Source organism: Pseudoalteromonas sp. NEC-BIFX-2020_002, assembly GCF_013002825.1.
GTDB classification, from domain to species: domain Bacteria; phylum Pseudomonadota; class Gammaproteobacteria; order Enterobacterales; family Alteromonadaceae; genus Pseudoalteromonas; species Pseudoalteromonas neustonica.
In genome coordinates, this window is sequence record NZ_JABEPJ010000004.1 from 91,441 (window position 1) to 110,912 (window position 19,472).

General features: G+C 40.1%; 11 protein-coding genes and 1 riboswitch. Of the genes, 6 read left to right on the plus strand and 5 right to left on the minus strand.

The annotated features are described in order from the left end of the window. Positions 1-2 precede the first annotated feature (2 nt). The 3 genes from HJP15_RS06395 to HJP15_RS06405 all read right to left on the minus strand — a co-directional run bounded on the left by HJP15_RS06395 (position 3) and on the right by HJP15_RS06405 (position 6,419). Positions 3-1,259 carry an HlyD family secretion protein gene (locus tag HJP15_RS06395; protein ID WP_054205857.1) on the minus strand — a complete coding sequence of 419 codons (1,257 nt, stop codon included), beginning with the start codon at positions 1,257-1,259 and terminating at the stop codon, positions 3-5. A 218-nt stretch (positions 1,260-1,477) separates the two neighbouring features. Next, entirely contained in the window at positions 1,478-3,754 is a 2,277-nt protein-coding gene (locus HJP15_RS06400) for a DUF5916 domain-containing protein (RefSeq protein WP_170173284.1), read from the minus strand. A gap of 148 nt (positions 3,755-3,902) precedes the next feature. Further along, a complete protein-coding gene (locus HJP15_RS06405) occupies positions 3,903-6,419 on the minus strand; it encodes a zinc-dependent metalloprotease (protein WP_170173285.1) in 2,517 nt (838 codons plus the stop codon). 291 nt (positions 6,420-6,710) lie between these two features. Between HJP15_RS06405 and HJP15_RS06410 the strand changes: the two genes are divergently transcribed. From HJP15_RS06410 to HJP15_RS06430, 5 genes are all read left to right on the plus strand, one after another. Further along, positions 6,711-7,889, plus strand: a complete 1,179-nt coding sequence (locus tag HJP15_RS06410; protein ID WP_170173286.1) for an efflux RND transporter periplasmic adaptor subunit — start codon at positions 6,711-6,713, stop codon at positions 7,887-7,889. Positions 7,890-7,904: 15 nt separating this feature from the next. Next, entirely contained in the window at positions 7,905-11,078 is a 3,174-nt protein-coding gene (locus tag HJP15_RS06415; protein WP_054205861.1) for an efflux RND transporter permease subunit, read from the plus strand. A gap of 185 nt (positions 11,079-11,263) precedes the next feature. After that, a riboswitch (cyclic di-GMP riboswitch) is annotated at positions 11,264-11,356 on the plus strand. Between the two features lie 118 nt (positions 11,357-11,474). Next, on the plus strand, positions 11,475-12,041 hold the full coding sequence (locus tag HJP15_RS06420; RefSeq protein WP_054205862.1) for a hypothetical protein: 567 nt from the start codon (positions 11,475-11,477) through the stop codon (positions 12,039-12,041). 102 nt (positions 12,042-12,143) lie between these two features. After that, positions 12,144-14,222 (plus strand): prolyl oligopeptidase family serine peptidase, encoded by a 2,079-nt coding sequence (locus HJP15_RS06425; RefSeq protein WP_170173287.1) that lies wholly within the window; start codon positions 12,144-12,146, stop codon positions 14,220-14,222. A gap of 20 nt (positions 14,223-14,242) precedes the next feature. Beyond that, positions 14,243-14,641, plus strand: coding sequence for a hypothetical protein (locus HJP15_RS06430; protein ID WP_170173288.1), 399 nt, complete (start codon positions 14,243-14,245; stop codon positions 14,639-14,641). On the opposite strand, the gene HJP15_RS06435 is transcribed toward HJP15_RS06430, so the two are convergent. Further along, complete coding sequence (locus HJP15_RS06435; protein WP_170173289.1) at positions 14,642-15,388, minus strand: LytR/AlgR family response regulator transcription factor; 747 nt, start codon at positions 15,386-15,388, stop codon at positions 14,642-14,644. It abuts the gene before it with no gap. 241 nt (positions 15,389-15,629) lie between these two features. On the opposite strand from HJP15_RS06435, the gene HJP15_RS06440 reads away from it, so the two are divergent. Then, the gene (locus HJP15_RS06440) at positions 15,630-18,569 is read left to right on the plus strand and encodes a TonB-dependent receptor domain-containing protein (protein WP_170173290.1); all 2,940 of its coding nucleotides are present in this window, start codon (positions 15,630-15,632) and stop codon (positions 18,567-18,569) included. A 225-nt stretch (positions 18,570-18,794) separates the two neighbouring features. Here the strand turns inward: HJP15_RS06440 and HJP15_RS06445 are convergent, their stop codons facing one another. Continuing rightward, positions 18,795-19,268, minus strand: coding sequence for a Dps family protein (locus HJP15_RS06445; protein WP_054454351.1), 474 nt, complete (start codon positions 19,266-19,268; stop codon positions 18,795-18,797). Positions 19,269-19,472 lie beyond the last annotated feature (204 nt).

Consider the following 19,472-nt stretch of genomic DNA (forward strand, 5'->3'; position numbering starts at 1 on the left):
CCTTAAAGTTTTGAAGTGTCTAGGGCCAAGTGGGTGTAAGTATGCCATTGGCTTAAATCATTTGTGATAATTTTTTCACCCGCAATAGCCCCGGTGGTAATTAACAGCTCAGAGCCTGTTAATTCGCCAAAGGTGATTTGCTGTTGTTGTAGTTGTGGTTGGTTGGGAATTTGTTTGTATAGTCGTTGTGCGCCAAGTGGTTTTAAACCGGGTTGCTGGCTCACATATAATGCATTCTCTTTGCGCTCAACGAATACCAATGCATTGACTGGTTGTGCTGGGCGTAGGTTTGAAGGTAATGGTTCGCTCAGATGTACTTCGGCTACAATAAAGCCATTTTCGACTACAGATGCCAGCTGTTTAACTGTGCCTTTTAGCGTGCCATTGGGATGCTTTAATTCAACCGTAGCACCAAGTTGGATACGCTCAGCAATACGTTGTGGGATATTCAGTCTTGCCATTAATTGTGTTTTTGAACCAACGCGCGCCATTGCTTGCCCTTGGTTTACCCGCTCTCCAAGTTCAATATCTAAACGTTGTAGGGTGCCTGCAATCCCTGCGGTGATAGTTAATGCCGCAACTTTGTTGCTGACTAAATCGACTTGTTTTTGTTGCTGTGTTAATAGAATTTTCTGTTGCTCAAGTTCTAACTTGTGCATTTCTTTTTGTTTTTCAAAGCGGTAATTTGCAAATTCTAGGCGTTTCTTAAGTTGATTGTGTTTAAGAATGGCACGCTCTAAATCAATTTTGGCAGCAATACCTTGATCCGATAGGCGCTGGTTTACGTCAACATCTAACTTAGCCCCTTGTATCTGACTATCAATATCAGCCAATTCGGCTTGGAAGGTTAATTGCTCGTTTTGTTTTTGAAATTTAAATGAGGCAAATTCAGAATGCATACGCTCAAGTTTGGCCTGTGATTCAAACAATTGCTGTTGTAAATCAGGATTAACTAACTTCGCGATAATAGTTGTTGCTTCTACATCAGCACCTGCTCGTAAATAAATCTCACCCACTTGCCCTGTTGCTGGTGCGCTGATCAGGCGCTCATAGCGCGATGCGTATTGACCATACACTGGCGTCATAATATCAATATCGCCTTGCTGTACAGTAACTACATTGAGCGTGTTAGCGCTAAGCTGTGGTGTGGTCGGTTTAATAGTGAAATAACCGATACATGTGACAGCCACAAGCGCTGCAATAATTAGCACAACTTTTAATGTGTTCGGTTTTGTTTTTTGGTCAATATTGATATTCATGATCTACTCATCATCTTGGTTGATACTGTAGTTAATGAAAGTTTGATGCCAAAATTAAATTTATTTATATTTCAATGGCTTGGTTGTTTTTGTGGTGTTTTTTAGTAGATGTGTGTTCGATATCGAACACGGCTGTGTTCGGTTTTGAATACGCGTTACTCACCCCAGGCTTAGTTAACAGGCTTGGGGTGAGTAATCAGAGTGTCAGTTAAGTAGGCTTAAAAGCGGTAGCGGATTTTTGCGACAAAATTATCGCCAGTGCGCTCTCCCCAACCTTCACTAAATAACTCCAAGTTAGCCTGATTTAAGTCATTCACCGAACGTCCGCCTCGGCTGTAGACTAAAAATATATTTGATAGTGGCGACAGTTCATAACGATAGCGAATTTGCAGGCGAGTGGTAGAGCGCGAGAAGTCATTGGCTACCGCATTGCTAGCGTATAAGTCGCCGTTACTATTAATACGCTGTGCTTGGCCATCTGTACCTGTGGCACTGATCCACTGAAAGCGTACTCTTAGTTCTTGTTTATCATCAATAGTGGCATCAAAATCAATGCTGTTATTAAGCTCTTTAAAGTTATAGCGAGCCAGTTGATTATCTATCCACAGTAAACTGTCTTTTTCCTGTTCAGCCCACAAGCTCCACGATATACGATAATTATCAGTGAAGTAATAACTGGGATGGTAATGTAAGCTGGTGGCTTGGCCGTCAGAAAAAGTGTCTTCATACCCTAAACCAATATGGTGGCGAAACTTGTTTTGATTACCAAAGTTATATTCAGTAAAAAATTCGTAACCTGACTCGGTATTGAATATACCATTGCCACGACTAGTACGGTCATCTTTACCTGAGGTGATATATTCAGCGCGCCAAAACAAAAATGAGGTATCTTTGTATTCTTCATTACCGCTGAGAAATATAAAGCTTTTTAGATGATCGCCTTGGCTGTTGTAATCAACTCGCGCAGCAAGTTCAACACGGCGCTGCTTTAATGAATCATCGGCACTAAAGTCTGTAAAATAACGCTCATTAGAGTAGTAAATACGCTGTAAATCATTGCGCGATAAAAAGCCTAGATCGTTAACGTCATAATCATCAGTGTAGCGCGTTAAATTAAGTCGTTGCTGCCAGTTATCATTAAATTTATGCACCACATTAAACCATGCGCCTTGGCCTTGTGTGTCAGGCTCTTGTGTGTGTTTATTATCAATAAAACTGCCGCTGAACTGACCCTGTATTTGTATGCTGTCACTGACATCTGTTCTAAAATCAATAGTATGTACTTGCGCTTCTCGCCCTTCGCTGGCTCTATCTGCGTAAGTGGCTAAATAACCAACTTGTGCTTTTGTGAACTTATATTGACCTCTGGCTGTAGCAAAACGACTTGCGTCTAAACCGCTGTGAGTATCGTCTTCGATAACCATCATGGCGCCAAAATCTATGTTTTGACCATTGCGGGTGTATTTTACTGCAGCATCAATATCGCCATCAACACCAATGCGCCGTGTATGCACTAATCGCAACCCTGCATTACCTTGCAAGTCGAACAGTGACTGGTTTTCAGTGAAGAAAGAGCGACGTTCGGCAAAGAATGTTTCAAATGGTGAAAAGTTAACGACGAGGTTATCAGATTCAACTTGGCCAAAATCAGGGTTTAGCGCCACGCTTAATTGCTGGCTCGCATCTGGTCGCCAAAATATATCAAGACTCAGATTGCTGCTATTTTTGCTGTTCAACATATCTCGTTGATACATTGCGGAGCCGAATATTTCCAGTGATGAACTGGCAAAATTATCAACGCTAACAGTACCAAACTCGCGGATAAAATCAGGTTGCTCACGAGATGTAGGCACTTGGCTGTAGCTACTGTCAGATTTGACGTCGTGACGACGGACAAAAAGGCCAAGCTGACGTTGTGCGCTGCTTGCTTGTGCCATGGGGGCAACTGACCAAGGGATTAAATATTCAGCAGTCCAGCTGTTATCAGTTTGTGTGGTTTTACCAAACCACGTACCGTCCCAGTCGCTTTTAAAGCTATTATTGTTTTGCCAAATGCCATCACGCATTGAGCCGCCGTTGCCAAGAATAAAGCCATAAGCGGTATTTTTACTGTTGTCAAAATCAATGATGAGTTCAATATAGTCACTTTCAAGATTGCTATCGCGGGCTGTACGCATGGCTGTTTGCTGTGTTTTAGGTTGCTGAGCAATGACTGCAACGTGAATGCCTTCTTCACTCGTAAAGTATTTCACTTCAGAGGCAACTGGCGCAGCCGCAAGACTAAAAGGTCTAATTGTTTTATCTAATACTAATGTGTGCGCTGTTTGCCACTGCACTTCATTTAATTGGCCGTCAACTTCCATTGCGCTAGTGTGTTGAGAAAAAAGGCTAATAGAGCAGGCGAGTGCTAAGGGGGCGAGGCTAAAATGAATTTTATTTTTTTGCAACCAAGTTTGGGGGAACCGAGACAAACCAGTCATAACTATTCCTGTCATTTAATTACCGAGTATTTACTGGCGCGTAAGTGAAAGTAATGTTGTTAGGTTAATTTACGCATAAATATCAATAATTTGGTGTTATAAAAAGACCGTACTTTATTATATTGATCAAGACGATCATATAATAAAAGTACGGTCTAACGACTTATGCTTCTAGTGCTTTACTAATTAAGCGGTCTATATACTTTTTATGTGCTTTAGTTGCCGTATCTGCTCCCCACGCAGTGCTGAGATCAGCAATTTGGGTTAGTTGATAAAGTGCGGCTGTTTTAGCTAGGTTATCGTGCTTGCTTGTCTTGCCCAGTCCGGCAATAGCAATTAGCTGATTTACATATTCAATTTGTAAATTGTGGCTGATTGAGTTCGCTCGTTTACTATCGACAAAAATGCTGGCTGATAACTCTTCCATAAATTGACTAAGGCTGTATTGGTTACCATAAAGTGCGGTGTCTGAAATACGCTGCATTACAGCAGGGTGTAGCAGCTGCGATAACACTGATTTTTGCATGCCTAAAATCATTTTATGCGGTTTAGGATCTTCATTTTTACCGTAATGATTAAAACCACGACGCTGCTGTTGCATGTAGCTATAAAGTGGCTTCATGCTAGTTAGCACGTCCGGTGCAAATACGTTTTTAGCTAAAATTTGCATCGCTTGCTGTTGGCGTTCAAGTGGCACTGGTGTATAAGGTGCAACCGCCTCATTCCCACCTACTACAGCACGCTCTACATACACACCACCAATTTGACGAGAAATCACATTAGCTTGTGTTCTGTATTGACCAAACAAGCTGTTTGCCGAGATTAGCAGTTGTTGATGCGATTCACCTTCAATACGGGCTTTATCTTTAAGTTCAGTAAACAGCTTATTGATTAGTGCCATTCTGTCTGCGCCATATGCTGCAGGATTAGACGACATATCACCAATCATAACGCGTGGGTCAATATGGCGACCTGGCGCACGCATATCATCAGCATCATTACCAAAGGCAAGTTTGTGTTCTGTTGAGCGGGCTAAGATGGCTTCTAGACGTTGTTGTTCAGCAGTATTGTCTGGTTTAGCTTGGCTGTAACCAAATTCTATGGCCCAATCATCGTAAGGACCAGGCTTAGTTTGGAAAATGTCACCTTGTGTCATGCCAATTGGTGCGATATTAGCTGGGGCATAATCCATAACAGAACCCGTCACGATCCCTTGCGTTTTTGTTTTGTCATGTACGTCTTTTTCATTCCACAATATAGATGACTTCATGTTGTGGTTAAGGCCCAGTGTGTGGCCGACTTCATGTAAAACTAACTGTGTAAGACCCTGGCGCAAAATTTCTTTATCTTCAATGCTGGCACCTGTTGATAGGCTATTTGCAAGCATCATATTTTGTTGAATTTCATGACCAAGAGAGCAGTTTAGTTCACCGGTATTTGCATGTTCATTACTGTGGTTCATAGTGCCTTGAGTAAAGAGCGTGTCGTAAATCCAGCGGTTTTTCATAAACACAAACTCAAGCATGATGTCTGAGCCGAGGATTTCGCCGGTTAACGGGTTTGCAAGTGCAGGGCCGTAACCACCAAATGGAGGCTTAGGTGATGAAGTCCAACGTAGTACGTTATAATTTATATCGCCCGCATCCCAATCAGCATCATCTGGTTGTATTTTTACTACGATGGCATTTTTAATTCCCGCTTTTTCAAACGATGTATTCCATGCAAGCGTTGCCTTTGCAATGGTGTCACGCCATTCAACTGGTGTGGTATTTTCAATCCACCATGTGATCGGTTTTACTGGCTCTGATAATGCGGCGCTTGGATCTTTTTTCTGTAAATCCCAGCGTTTTATCACATCTTTATACGGTGCCCAATCTGGCGAAGTCATTTGATCAAATTGGTTAGTAAAGTAACCAATGCGAGCATCATCAATACGCGGTTGATAGTTATTGTCAGGTAAAGCTACAAATGAATGTTGTACTTTTACAGATACATTGCGAGGGTCGCTAACGGCGCTTGAGCCACGAACACTTGGGTTAGCATTTTCAAATACATAATCTACAACAACATCTAAGTTATTAGCATAAGGGCGTTGTTTTATAATGCGCGATTTTTTATCACTTAATTTGCCGACTTTAAAACGTTTTTTAGCGTTTTTGTCGTTTGGGTTTGGCCATGGCGATACTTTATGTAGCGCTTCGCTTAGAAAAAGCTTATCTACATTAAAAGCGATTTTGCCTTCTTCTTGTTTTTCAATTTTAATACTAGCGAGTACCGCTTCACTGATATTGGCATCGGCTGCTTTTGCAATTGCGCTGTTTTCATCAAACTGGTAGCGCGGTGTTTTACTAATAATATCAATACGGTCAAAGTACTTTCTAAATTCAATTAGCTTGGTTTCACGGTATGCGCCGCGAAAATGTCCAGCATCAGTCACGCCATCAACAGTATGTGCGAAATACACAAATGGCGTATCAAGTTGCGACTCGTTAATCACCATTAAGTGATCGCCAGTTTTTTCGTCTTGGTATAAGCTAAAAATACCAGCGAATTCAGTTTTGTTTTTAATTAATTCAGCAATAGTTTTACTTTTTTTGTCATCTTTTTTATCGGCAGCTAATGTGTGGCCGCTGGTTGCTAATGCTAAGCTCAGTGCTAATGTGAGTGTAGTTAATTTCATTTTTATATTTCATTACAGCTTGTAAAAAATTTAGGTAATAGTACCGAATAAAATTAATGAAAAAAGAGAACCGCGATGAATGCTGTTGCGTTCAATGTAATGTGTTGATTTTAATGTTTATTTTATTGTAACAAAATGTTCAAAAAATGATTTCTAAAAGATAAACAGAGTAAAATATAAGCGTTCCTGTTTTGGTACATAAATTGTAACAGTTGCTTACAAATGTCACGTTAATGTTTCATTTAGCTCTGTTATTATACTGTCAGTGAAATTTTAAGGGGAATAATAATAATGCGTACAGGTATATTGAAATGGATACTTCCTTTTGTCGCACTAGGCATAGGTATTGTCGGCTTTGTGGGAATAAATGCAATCGCACAAGAGCCAGATAAGAAAGAAATCGTAGATACACGACCCACTGTAAAAGTTGAGCCTGTCTCGGCTAACAATCACCAAGTGGTTATTAATAGCTATGGCGAAGTTAAGCCACTTGAAAGCACACGCCTTTCTGCACAAGTGTCGGGTGAAGTGGTGAGTTGGCATCCAAACTTTGTTGCAGGTGGCATAGTTGCCCGCGGTGAAACATTGTTTAGTATCGAAAAAGATAACTACGAAGCAGCCTTATTACAGGCTGAAGCAGAGCTGGCCCAAGCGCAATCGAAACTAATTGAAGAGCAGGCGCAAGCTCAGGTTGCTGGCGATGAAGCAAAGCGTTTCCCTGGTAAAGTGCGTACCGCATTATTTTTACGTGAACCACAAGTATTAAGTGCCCAAGCATCTGTTAAATCAGCTCAAGCTCGTTTAAAGCGAGCGGAACGTGATTTAGATAATTGTGATGTAACAGCCCCTTATGACGCACTTATTGTTAGCCGTGATATTGGTGTTGGTCAATATATTAATATGGGTTCTCAAATTGGAGAATTAAATAATATCGAACAAGCAGAAATCATCATTCCTATCGCTGGTTTTGATAATGTATTTTTACCTGAGCGCGTAAAAGGTATTACAGCAACAGTGATTAAAACAGGTTTACATGGTTTTACTCGCCAAGCAGTAATAGATCGAGATCTTGGTGTGATTGATAACGCAACGCGTATGAGTAGTTTAGTGGTGCGTATTGATGACCCATATGGCCTTACAAATAAACAACCAGCAATTAAATTTGGCAGTTATGTACAAGTAAATTTTGCAGGGACGATGTTGCAGAATATTTATCGTTTACCGCAAGAGCTGGTTAATAATCAAACTGTATGGATTGTAAATGAAGAGCAGCAATTAGAGTCACGTACAGTGAAAGTAATTCGCGAAGAGGGTGAATACTTTTATATCAGCGATGGATTAGAAGCGGATGATCAACTTGTTGTTACTTTACCTGAGTACCCACAAAAGGGTATGGCAGTAAAAGTTGCGGGTGTTCCAGACGTTAAAAAAAGTGATGCGCTAGATAGTGCAGCCACAGAAAAATTATAAAAGGGTGACTGCGTTATGAATAACACTGAATTACCCAGCTCAGATCAACCAAGTGTTGATCCTGTAAGCAAAGAGAAGCAAACAGGTATAATTGCCTACTTTGCGAATAACTCCGTTGCCGCAAATTTAATGATGTTTTTTATCATTTTGATGGGTGTTATAAGCTTTTTTACGATGCAACGCCAGATGTTCCCAAACGTTGAAATCAATTATATTTCTATTAATGCTAATTACCCGGGGGCGTCACCTCAGGAAATGGAAGAAAGTATCTTAATTAAGATTGAAGAGTCTTTAAAGGATATTACCGAAATCAAAAAAGGTGTCTATCGCTCATTTCGTAATGGCGGTAGCGCGCAATTAGAAATAAATACTGATGCTGAATTAAGTGAAGTGCTTGATAAAGTTAAGTTGCGCGTAGATGGTATTGCAACTTTTCCTGCAGGAATGGAACCGGTCACCATAAGTCAAATAGAATTCCGCCAAGATGTGATTGGTATGACTTTAGTTGCTGACTTACCATTGAGCGAGCTTAAGCCGATTGCCAATCGTATTGAAAGCGAATTACTGCAGTTATCAAATGTGTCGTTGGTTGTTAATGATGTACCGCTTGATGAAATTGCGATTGAAATCGAACCTGACACATTGCGCCAGTATAATTTAACGTTAACTGACGTCGCAGGTGCGATACGTCGTTATTCAGCTAATTTTTCAGCTGGGCAGTTAAAAACAGACTCGGGTGTTATTTCAGTACGAGTTGAAAACCAATTTTATTCAGGTGAAGAGTTCCGTCAGATCCCCGTTAAAATAGGTGAAAATGGTGCTAAAGTATTACTGCAAGATATTGCAGTAATAAAAGACCAATTTACTGAAGGCGAACGTTACTTTAAGTTTAACGGTGAAAATGCAGTTTACTTATCAGTAAAGGCAACCGAAGATCAAAATATGATCCCAGTTGCAGAGTCTGTAAAAGCGTATATTGATCAAAAAAATAAAAATCTTCCATTAGGTGTTCGACTAGAACCGTTAATGGATATGACCTACTACCTAAATGCCCGCCTAGACATGATGCTATCCAATTTATTGCAAGGAGCGGTATTGGTCGCGATTATGTTATCAATATTTTTGCGCTTTAAATTGGCGTTATGGGTAATGATTGGTTTGCCAGTTTGCTTCCTTGGCGCGATGATGATGATGCCATTATTTGGTGTGACCATAAATATTATTTCACTCTTTGCCTTTATAATGGTGCTAGGGATTGTGGTGGACGACGCCATTGTCATCGGTGAAAGTGCCTACACTGAAATAGAGAAAAAAGGTGGTGGTGTAGTTAATGTAGTCAACGGCGCAAAACGTGTGGCGACCCCTGCAACTTTTGGCGTTTTAACAACCATTGCAGTATTTGCCCCGTTTACGTTATCAAGTGGTCCTGAGAGTGCTTTCTTTTATGGTATCGCCGTCATTGTGATTTTATGTTTAATATTTAGTTTGATCGAATCAAAGCTAATATTGCCAGCGCATATTGCACACACGAACTTTCCGCCTATCGATCCGAATGGTTGGCGAGCGCGTTTTAATAATCGCTTTTTTGGTTTTGTAAATGGCCCTTATAAGCGCTTTGTTGTGCGCTGTGTTGAGTGGCGTTGGGTGGTACTGTTTGGTTTTATCGGGATGTTAATTTTTACCTTTGGATTAATTTCATCAAACCAAGTACGCATGGTTCCTACACCAAAAGTACCGCACGATTTTCCACAAATTAACCTAGAGATGAACGATAACGCTTCTGATATTCAAACGATTACTGCTATTCGTGAAATCGAAGCCATGGTACTTGAAGTTGATAAACAAACTGAGCGTGAGTTTGGCCAAAAGATTGTTCGTGACGTATTAGTATTTAATCAAGGTCGTACTGAAGCCCAGTTACTTGCACCGTTGGTTGAAGAAGATTTACGCCCATACAATGCGTTTGAGCTTTCACGTCGCTGGCGTGATGCTATGCCAAATATTGCCGGTGTAAAATCACTCACAATCCAAGATGACGTTAATGGTGGCGGTGGTGATGGTGAGTTTGGTTATCTATTATTTGGTTCTGATATCAACACTCTTAATGAAGCTGGGCGTCGCTTTATTCAATTATTGCAACAACAAGAGGGATTGTTTGATATCAGCTCAACCATTGACCCTGCGAGCAAAGAAGTGCAAATGAGCTTAAAGCCAGTTGCCTATGATTTAGGCTTGGATTTAGCATCGATTGCTAATCAAGTTGGGGCGAGTTTTTATGGTGGTGAAGCGCAGCGTGTTATTCGCGGTGGTGAAGAAGTACGTGTAATGGTGCGTTACCCAAAACTCACTCGTGAAGCTTTTTCATCGCTTAAGCATGCAGTGATCACAACTCCGCAAGGCCGAGAAGTATTACTTGGTGATGTGGTTGAGCTTACAGAAAAGCCAGGTATCAGCTATATTCGCCGAGAAGGTGGTTACCGTACAGTATACATATATGGCAGCATCGACGAAGAAGTGATAGAGCCAAACGAAGTGGTTAAGCAAGTGAAAGAAAACCTACTACCGCAGCTTAAAGAAGAATACCCAAGTGTTAAGTCTGAGCTAGGTGGTGCCATAGAAGAACAACAAGCACAAGCTAATGAGCAGATCATGTTCTTTATTGGAGGCATGTTTTTAGTTTATATTTTGTTAGCGGTTCCACTAAAAAGTTACGCACAGCCTCTTATCGTAATGTCGGTTATTCCGTTTAGTTTAACGGGAGCAATTTGGGGTCATTACTGGTTTGGTTTAGATATTAGCTTAATGTCAGGTTTTGGCTTAATTGCTGCCGCAGGTGTTGTGATCAATGATTCATTGGTTATGACTGACTTTGTAAACCAAGCGCGTCGTGCTGGAGTGAGTATTAAAGATGCTGTAATTGAAGCGGGTTGTGCGCGCTTTAGGCCTATTTTACTTACTTCAATTACTACGTTTGCTGGTGTATTACCGATTATGTTTGAAACCAGTTTACAGGCTAAATTCGTAATACCAATGGCGGTTGCTCTTGGTTTTGCTGTTATGTTTGCAACCCTGATTACACTCTTATTAGTACCGTGTTTGTACATTATAATGAGTGACGTAGGTGGCGTATTTAGAGGCCTATTTAGAAAAATAAAAGGCCTATTTTCACGTAGGAAACAACTTGCCTAAAGAAAAACAACTCAAATCTAATGAGTTATAAAAGCCAGTGCATTACGCACTGGCTTTTTGCTTTTTAAATCGATACTCAGACCACCTTTAACAGTCGGTTTTTAATTTTTGTAGGTGTTAAGGGTTGGTTTTTTATTTCGATTACATTCTTTTGTTTGATTTGTGCTGCAGCTCACTTTATAATCCACCTGTATTGGCAAACTAATCGAAAGGTTAGGACGCAAAGTTTCCGGTCTAAGGTTTTAGCGTGCTAAAACTAAGATAGCGGGGCCGTCGCACGGCGTTATTACACCCTCACTGTGTGCCATTTGTCCTAAAAGTAATAAAAAAGTATTTATTTTATCCGTCAAATGATGGATAGTACCTATTAGTGATTCTTAAGGTGTTGCTTTGTTTATGCATACGTCATTGGCTTGCGGAAAATGGATGCCAATTGGTTGCTTAAATCACCATACCCAATTATTTGTGGGTGATAGGGTGACGGTAACCTTTTTTGACATGCAAGGAGAGCTAGTCGGTTTATCATTTAACTACCAAATCACCAGCGCTGAGCAGGGTGAGCCACACAGTTGGCCGCGTTTTATTGCCGAATACATTAATACACATATACCGCTAGTTGAAGCAGGTAAAATGACCGAACAAGGGCTAATCGTTGCCTATCGGTCAAATCAAATTTACGCCCTTGAGGGGTGTGGAATTGAACGTGCTGAAATAACGTTTCATTGCATTGCAAAGTGCGATGACATAAAAACAGACAAACCAGCATATGATTATGTTTACCCAGAAAAAAGTAATGACTATAATGCCGGCGTTAAAGTATTACAGCCAAAAACAGGTTTAATTTATAAATGTAAGCCTTGGCCTTTCAGTCAATTTTGCAAAGTTAAAGAAGAAAATAACCCACTTTATGAGCCTGGTGTTGGCCAAAGTTGGAATTTAGCTTGGCAGCAAGTTTCCCCCTAATGCTATTTGGCATTTTTTGGCCCACTCATTGAGTGGGCTTTTTTATGCGCATTTAAAAATTATGGTAGACTCAGATTCTCAAAATTTTTTATTGGTTTTTCTGTGGCTCAATCAAACTTATCGTTGTCTGTACTTTCAAATGCGCCGGTTGCACATAAGCAGCCGCATACTTTAACAACACATCAAAAAACACGAATTGATGATTACTATTGGATGCGTGATGATGATCGCTCTGAGCCTGCGATACTTAAACATTTAGAAGCCGAAAATAATTATTGCGATCAGCAACTCGCAAAAATTAAGCCTTTTCAAACACAATTGTTTGAGGAGCTAAAAGGGCGAATTGTTAAAGATGACAATACCTACCCGGTAAAAGATGGCGAGTATTGGTACCACAGTGAAGTACGTGGCGATGACGAATACTCTCGCCATTACCGTAGTCGTTCAATGACTACGGCAGATAAACAATTGCTATTAGATGTAAACCTACTTGCTGAAGGTTTTGAATTTTACGAGTTAGGCGAGGTGGCGATTAGCCCAAATGAACAACTACTTGCTTACTCTGAAGATACCGATGGTCGTCGTATTTATGTGGTTAAATTTAAAAAAATTGATAGCGATGGTTTGCTTGAGGATGTATTAGAAAACACCGAAGGCCAAGTTGTTTGGGCGAACGACAATAAAACTGTTTTTTATGTTAAAAAAGATCTTAAAACCCTGTTGGGGTATCAGGTTTATCGCCATGTATTAGGTACACCACAATCTGACGACGTATTAGTGTATGAAGAACAAGATCGCAGCTTTTTTATGGGGTTAGGTAAAAGCCGCGATGAAAGCTTAATTATTATTGATTTAGCGACCACTGAAACTAATGATATGTGGGTGTTAGATGCTAATCAGCCTTGGGGCGAATTTGCTCAGTTGATGCCGCGTGAAGAAAGTCATGAATTTGATATCGATAAACTTGATGACACATTTTATATTGTTACTAATTGGCAGGCAAAAAACTTTCGTTTAATGACGGCAACCGCCACCACTATTGCGGATAAGATGCAGTGGCTTGAGCACACGCCCCATCGTGCAGAGGTACTTTTAGAAGGTGTTGAAATATTTAACGATTTTTTAGTGCTGACTGAGCGCGAGCAAGGACAAACGCGTTTTATTGTTATTAATAAACAACAGCAACGAATGACGTTAGAATTTGATGACCCTTGTTACTATGCCGCTATAGCAATGAACCCAGAGCATGATTCGCACGTGGCACGTATTTATTATTCAAGCCTGACAACACCGGGTTCGCTGTATGAAGTCGATTTAAATAACGGTAAAAAGGCCTTATTAAAACAACAGCAAGTTTTAGGTGACTTCGATCCTGAAAATTACGCCTCAGAACGATTAATGATAACAGCACGTGATGGCGTAAAAGTACCCATATCTCTAGCGTATCGTAAAGACACATTTAATAAAGATGGAACCAATCCACTTTTTCAATATGGTTATGGTGCGTATGGTTACACCATAGATCCTAGCTTTTCGAGCACTTCACTTAGTTTGCTAGATCGTGGATTTGTATATGCAATAGCCCATGTGCGTGGCAGCGAAATGCTGGGGCGAGATTGGTATGAACAAGGTAAAAAAGAGCATAAGCAAAATAGTTTTAATGACTTTGTTGATGCAACTAACGCATTGGTAGCTCAAGGTTATGGAGCACAAGATAAGGTTTTTGCCTCAGGTGGTAGTGCAGGTGGTTTATTAATGGGAGCCGTCGTTAATCAAGCACCAGAGCTTTACTTAGGGGTTGGTTGCCACGTGCCATTTTTAGATGTGCTGACAACTATGCTTGACGAATCAATCCCTTTGACCACCAACGAATACGATGAATGGGGAAATCCAAATGACCTTGACTATTATAATGTGATTGATAAATACTCACCGTATGACAATATAAAGGCACAAGCATACCCAAACATATTGGTCACGACAGGATTGCATGATTCTCAGGTTCAATACTGGGAGCCAATGAAGTGGGTGGCTAAAATGCGAGAATACAAAACAGATGATAATATTTTAGTATTTAAAACGGATATGGATGCAGGCCATGGTGGTGCATCTGGACGCTTTAAAAGCTTAGAAGAAAAAGCGCTGGAAATGGCATTTTTTATTAGCTTAGCTAAAATTTAACTACCATATGAGGTACTAAAATGTTTGGCGCGCATGGTAATTGGCAATACTCCATTGAACCTCCAATGATTTATATTAAAATCAGTGGATGCTTTAATCGTGAAGGTGTGATTGCGTTCACTAAAGAAGTGTTTGATGACCTAGCCAAGTTACCACTTAATTCAATAGAGCATGCCGTCATTAATTTAGCAGACTTTGAATTAGTAACGGCCGATAGCTTGGAGGTCGCCCAGGCGTATTTTCATGGTGTAAAAGCGCGAGGCTATAAGCAAGTTGATTATATTCAACCAAACTTAATAGCTCAAAGCCTGCTTGAGAACATTTGGCGTGAAAGTGGTATGGATGTACGGTATCACGCTAGCTTGCAACAATATACGCAGCAATATCCAGAGCATATTTATGTAAAAAACTGGCTTTAATTAAGCGGTTTGTAATATCGTCGCTAAGCTATTTTTATAACGTCTTGAGAGATTGAGTTGCACGCCATTTTTTAGTTTTAGCTTATAGTCACCACTATCGGTAGCTGTCAGCTCAGAAATAACAGCTTGCTTTACCAGTGTTGAACGATGAACTCTGATAAACCCCGCAGGGGCGAGCTGTTGCTCAATATTTTTCATCGTTTCACGGTGTAATACAGCGGCATCTTGTTGCCAAAAATGCAGCTCGACATAATTTCCTGCGCCATTAATCCAAATAATGTCGTCTATTTCAATGAGTCTCACTTTCCCAACATCTTTAACTATTAGGTGTGAATTTAGTAATGGTTTTGTAAGTTGATGTGCTTGCTCCATCGCACTTGCTAAAGGGCATAGATGGATAAGTTTTTCAAAACACTTATTTAGCCGTGAAATAGTGCTATGTGTAGTAATAAAATCGACGGCACCTATCTCAAAAGCTAAAGTCGCGAGCTTTGGATCGTCAGCAATAATAACTAATTTAGCGTTTTTACTCAGGTCAACAAGTTGGATCAGTAGGGTCGGTTGTGGTGCCTCGGATAGTTGCAGCAATATGACATTAAATTGGCTTGTATCAAGTTTCTCTAATTGCTCTAAGGTTGTTGATGTATGGGAATAAAAATGCCTATTGCCATCAAGCTGTATATCAAGCAGAGCATTGAATTCTTCATCGTTAACGAGTGTTAAGGCATTAAAGTAAGCAGTAAACATTTGATATTCTCATTATATATTTAACAAAGAAGACCTGAATTATCCTAATTTCATTCATATTAAATTTAAAATGTTAATTTTGTTGTATGTGTTTTATTGCTCGATCACATCAAACCCGCCTGTTGCACCACCAACTATGCGATTGACGTAATAACGATAGAGTGAATTTTTTTATTTCCTTAGTGTTATCGCTTAGTAACATTTTCGTTACTTAGAAAAACGATAATTCAGGGGAATTAATATGAACAAAAAAAGAAAGATGCAAAATCGAACATTTACGTTTTCAGCATTAAGCTTAGCGCTTAGTGGTTCGCTATTAGCAGGATTGTCTTTAAACCTTGCAGCAGCTGAAGATGATGTTAAATCTGTTGAGCGTATCCAGGTGACTGGTTCACGTATTCGTTCTGCTGAAGCGATGTCTTCAGCGCCTATTCAAGTTGTTGATAGTGCTGCGATTGACTCTTCAGGCTCATTAAACATTCAAGACTTACTACTTGAAAACCCAGCTTTCGGTTCTCCGGCAATAAGTCGCACAAATTCAAATTTTAATACATCAAGTGCAGGCGTGGCGACGGTTGATTTACGAAATTTAGGATCAGAACGAACCTTAGTTTTAGTCAATGGTCGACGCTATGTGTCTGGTGTTCCAGGAAGCTCTGCGGTTGATTTAAACAGCATTCCGAGCCAATTTATCGAACGAGTCGAAATCATGACCGGTGGTGCATCATCTGTTTATGGCTCTGATGCAGTAGCCGGTGTTGTTAATTTTGTACTAAAAGATGATTTTGAAGGCATTGAGTTTGAAGGTCAATTTGGTGAGTCAAAAGAGGGGGATGATCAGTCTCGGCAATTTTCATTTACTTCGGGCTTAAGTAGCAATGATGGTAGAGGCAATGCTATGTTTCATTTAGGCTACTCAGATCAAGGTGCTGTTTTTTCTCGAGATCGTGAGCGTTCATCCGTGGATCAGATTGCTCAAATTGCCTTTGAGAATAGAGAAACAGGCCAAGCGAGTGATATTTTTGAAGCTGTTCGTCCGTTCTTCTCATCATTCCCGCCGCAAGGTCGTTTTGATGCTGGAGATTCTCGTTTTACTTATGACCCGAGTAATAATTTACAAAATGGCTTTAGCACGAATGGTAACGACACCATAGGACCTGATGGTTTTAACCGAAATGGCGTACGTACCATCGCAATTCCTACAGAGCGTTATTTATTTGCCTCCAATGGCAGCTATGAGTTATCAGATAAGCATAGCTTCTTTTTTGAAGGAACTTATGCGTCAAGCACAACTAACTCAGAGCTAGAACCATTCCCATTTGCTTCAGATGATATTTATGCCAATGGTAGAGTGCCTATTGAATTTTTAGTTCAAGATGAAGTATTACGCAATGCCTATGTGCCAGATGATATTTATAACGCAGCAACAGACACCGACGGTGATGGCTTTAAAGATATTTTCTTTGCTAAGCGCCTAAGTGATATTGGCAATCGTGGGGCAAAAGCTGAGCGAGATACATTTAGGTTAGCAATCGGTTTTGAAGGTGAAATTAACGATAGCTGGTTTTACGATACCTATTATGTTTACGGAAAAACAAAAGAGTCGCAAGTATCAAGTGGCTTAGTTAATGTGCAAAGTTTTCGCCGAGGTTTAGAGGCGGTTAATGATCGTTTTGATTTGGATGGAGATGGTATTACCAATGAGGCAATTTGTATCGATGCCACTGCGCGGGGCTTTAATTGCGCCCCGGTAAATATTTTTGGTTTTAATTCATTGTCGCAAAGCGCGATTGATTTTGTACGCGCACCAAGCATGCTATCAACTTCAGTCGAACAAGAAATTATAGGGGGAAATATCACTGGTGATTTATATGAATTACCAGCAGGCATGGTAGGAATTGCAGCGGGTTTTGAATACCGCGAAGAATTTTCACGTAGTGAGTTTGATGCGCTTCAGCAGGCTGGGTTAAATGCGGGCAATGCAATTCCAGCTACAGAAGGAGCATTTGATGTTACAGAGTATTACCTGGAAGCAAATATACCATTACTTGAAACAGTAACCATGAATGCAGCTATTCGACTTTCTGACTATTCAACTGTCGGTAATACAGAAAGTTGGAACGTGGGACTTGATTGGGCTGTTATTGATGGTCTTCGTGTACGTGCCACACGAGCTCGTTCAACACGGGCTCCAAACATTAATGAATTGTTTTCGCCGCCTTCACAAACATTTCCTAGTGGTTTAACTGATCCATGTGTAGGAGTTGGGGGGAGCGGTGGTGGTGCTGCCGAAGCCGCATGTCGAGCTGATGCAGGTGTAGCAAATAATATAGCGCAAAATGGGGTATTTACACTTAACCAATCTGACCTTCAAGGTATTAGTGGCTTTAACCGTGGTAATCCAGAATTAAAAGAAGAGGTTGGTAATTCTGTTACAGTGGGTGTTGTGTTTACTCCTGAGGACTTAATTTCTGGTCTGGATATTACTATTGACTATTTTGATATCGAAATCGATGATGCAATAGTAGCTACACCACGTCAGTTTATTCTTTCACAATGCTATGGCGGCGATGAAAGTTTCTGTAACTTTATTACACGTCGTAGTTCTGCGGCGGGTAATAACAGTGCTGGTTCATTAGAGTTTATTGATAGTGGCGTATCAAATAGTGGTGGTTTAGGTACTGAAGGTGTTGATTTAACACTAACTTACGCGACTGATATTGGGCCTGGCTCGTTCCGTACTCGATTAGCGTATACATATTTAATCGATGGCTATTCAATCCCATTACCAGGCGCTGATAAAGATACGTTTGCTGGTGAAGTTGGCGCATCAGAGCATAAAGCAAACTGGAATTTGGGTTATAAAATTAATGATTTTGATTTTAACTGGAGCATGACTTATACCGGAGCTGCTGATTTTGACGACCAATTTTTAAATGGCTTCGATAATATCCCAGCAGGATCAGTGGGTGTTGGCTCGGTTACATATCATGATATACAAGCAAGCTATCATATAAATGATTCCCTAGAATTATATATGGGGGCAAACAATTTATTTGATAAAGAGCCGCCGCGTATTATTTCTGGTGTAAGTGGTTCAAGCACCGGAACTGAAACCAGTGCAGGGACATATGATCCAATAGGACAAACCTACTATATTGGTTTTAGAAGTAAGTTTTAGTTAGCTTTATAATCAATCTGAGCCTCACTATTGTGAGGCTTTTTGTTATTTATGAATAAGTGGTTACGTACACGCTTGCCGTTTAAACCTAAAAAAACGCCACTGGTAACAGTGGCGTTGTTGTTATTTAGTTAAAGGGTAGTATACAAATTGAATCGCTTATTATTTAACGATTTATCCCTACTTGAGCCCTCTAACGAGGGCTTTTATCTATCCGCAAAAGGCTTAATTTAAGTAAGCTTTTAACATCCAAACAAGTTTCTCTTGCTCGGTAATGTAATCGCCCATTAGTGACGCTGTCCCTTCATCGCCAGCATCACCAGCTTGGATTAATATATCGCGCTGCATTTTAATCAGTGTGCTGTAACCTGCTAGCAGGTTTTCTACCGCGGCTACTCCATCACTGATGTTTTTAGCTTCTTTAATTTCACTAATTTTAAGGTAGTCAGAAAACGCATGAAGTGGTGCGCCATCAAGCGTTAAAATACGCTCTGCAATTTCGTCTACTTTTAAAAGTAATAGATTATAAATTTCTTCAAATTTCACATGTAGTTCAAAGAAATTACGACCTTTAATATTCCAGTGAAAACCACGCGCATTCATATACTGAATTTGGTAACTACTTAGCAGTGTATTAAGTGACGTTACGATATCTTCACTTTTTGCACTGTTAAGGCCAATAGCATTTACCTGTGACATATTTTTCTCCTGAACAAATTAATAAGATACTTTCGAGCTGTTGATAAAGAGTATCAGCCATTTTTTGTAATCTGTAAAATGGTTAAAATCGATAATGTTGATAGTTTTTACCTATTAATGTGGCGCTGATTGAAAATTCAATAAAAGCGACCCTAATTAATGAACTGGGGGCTTATTTAAGAAAAACTACCCCAGGAGTTAAAT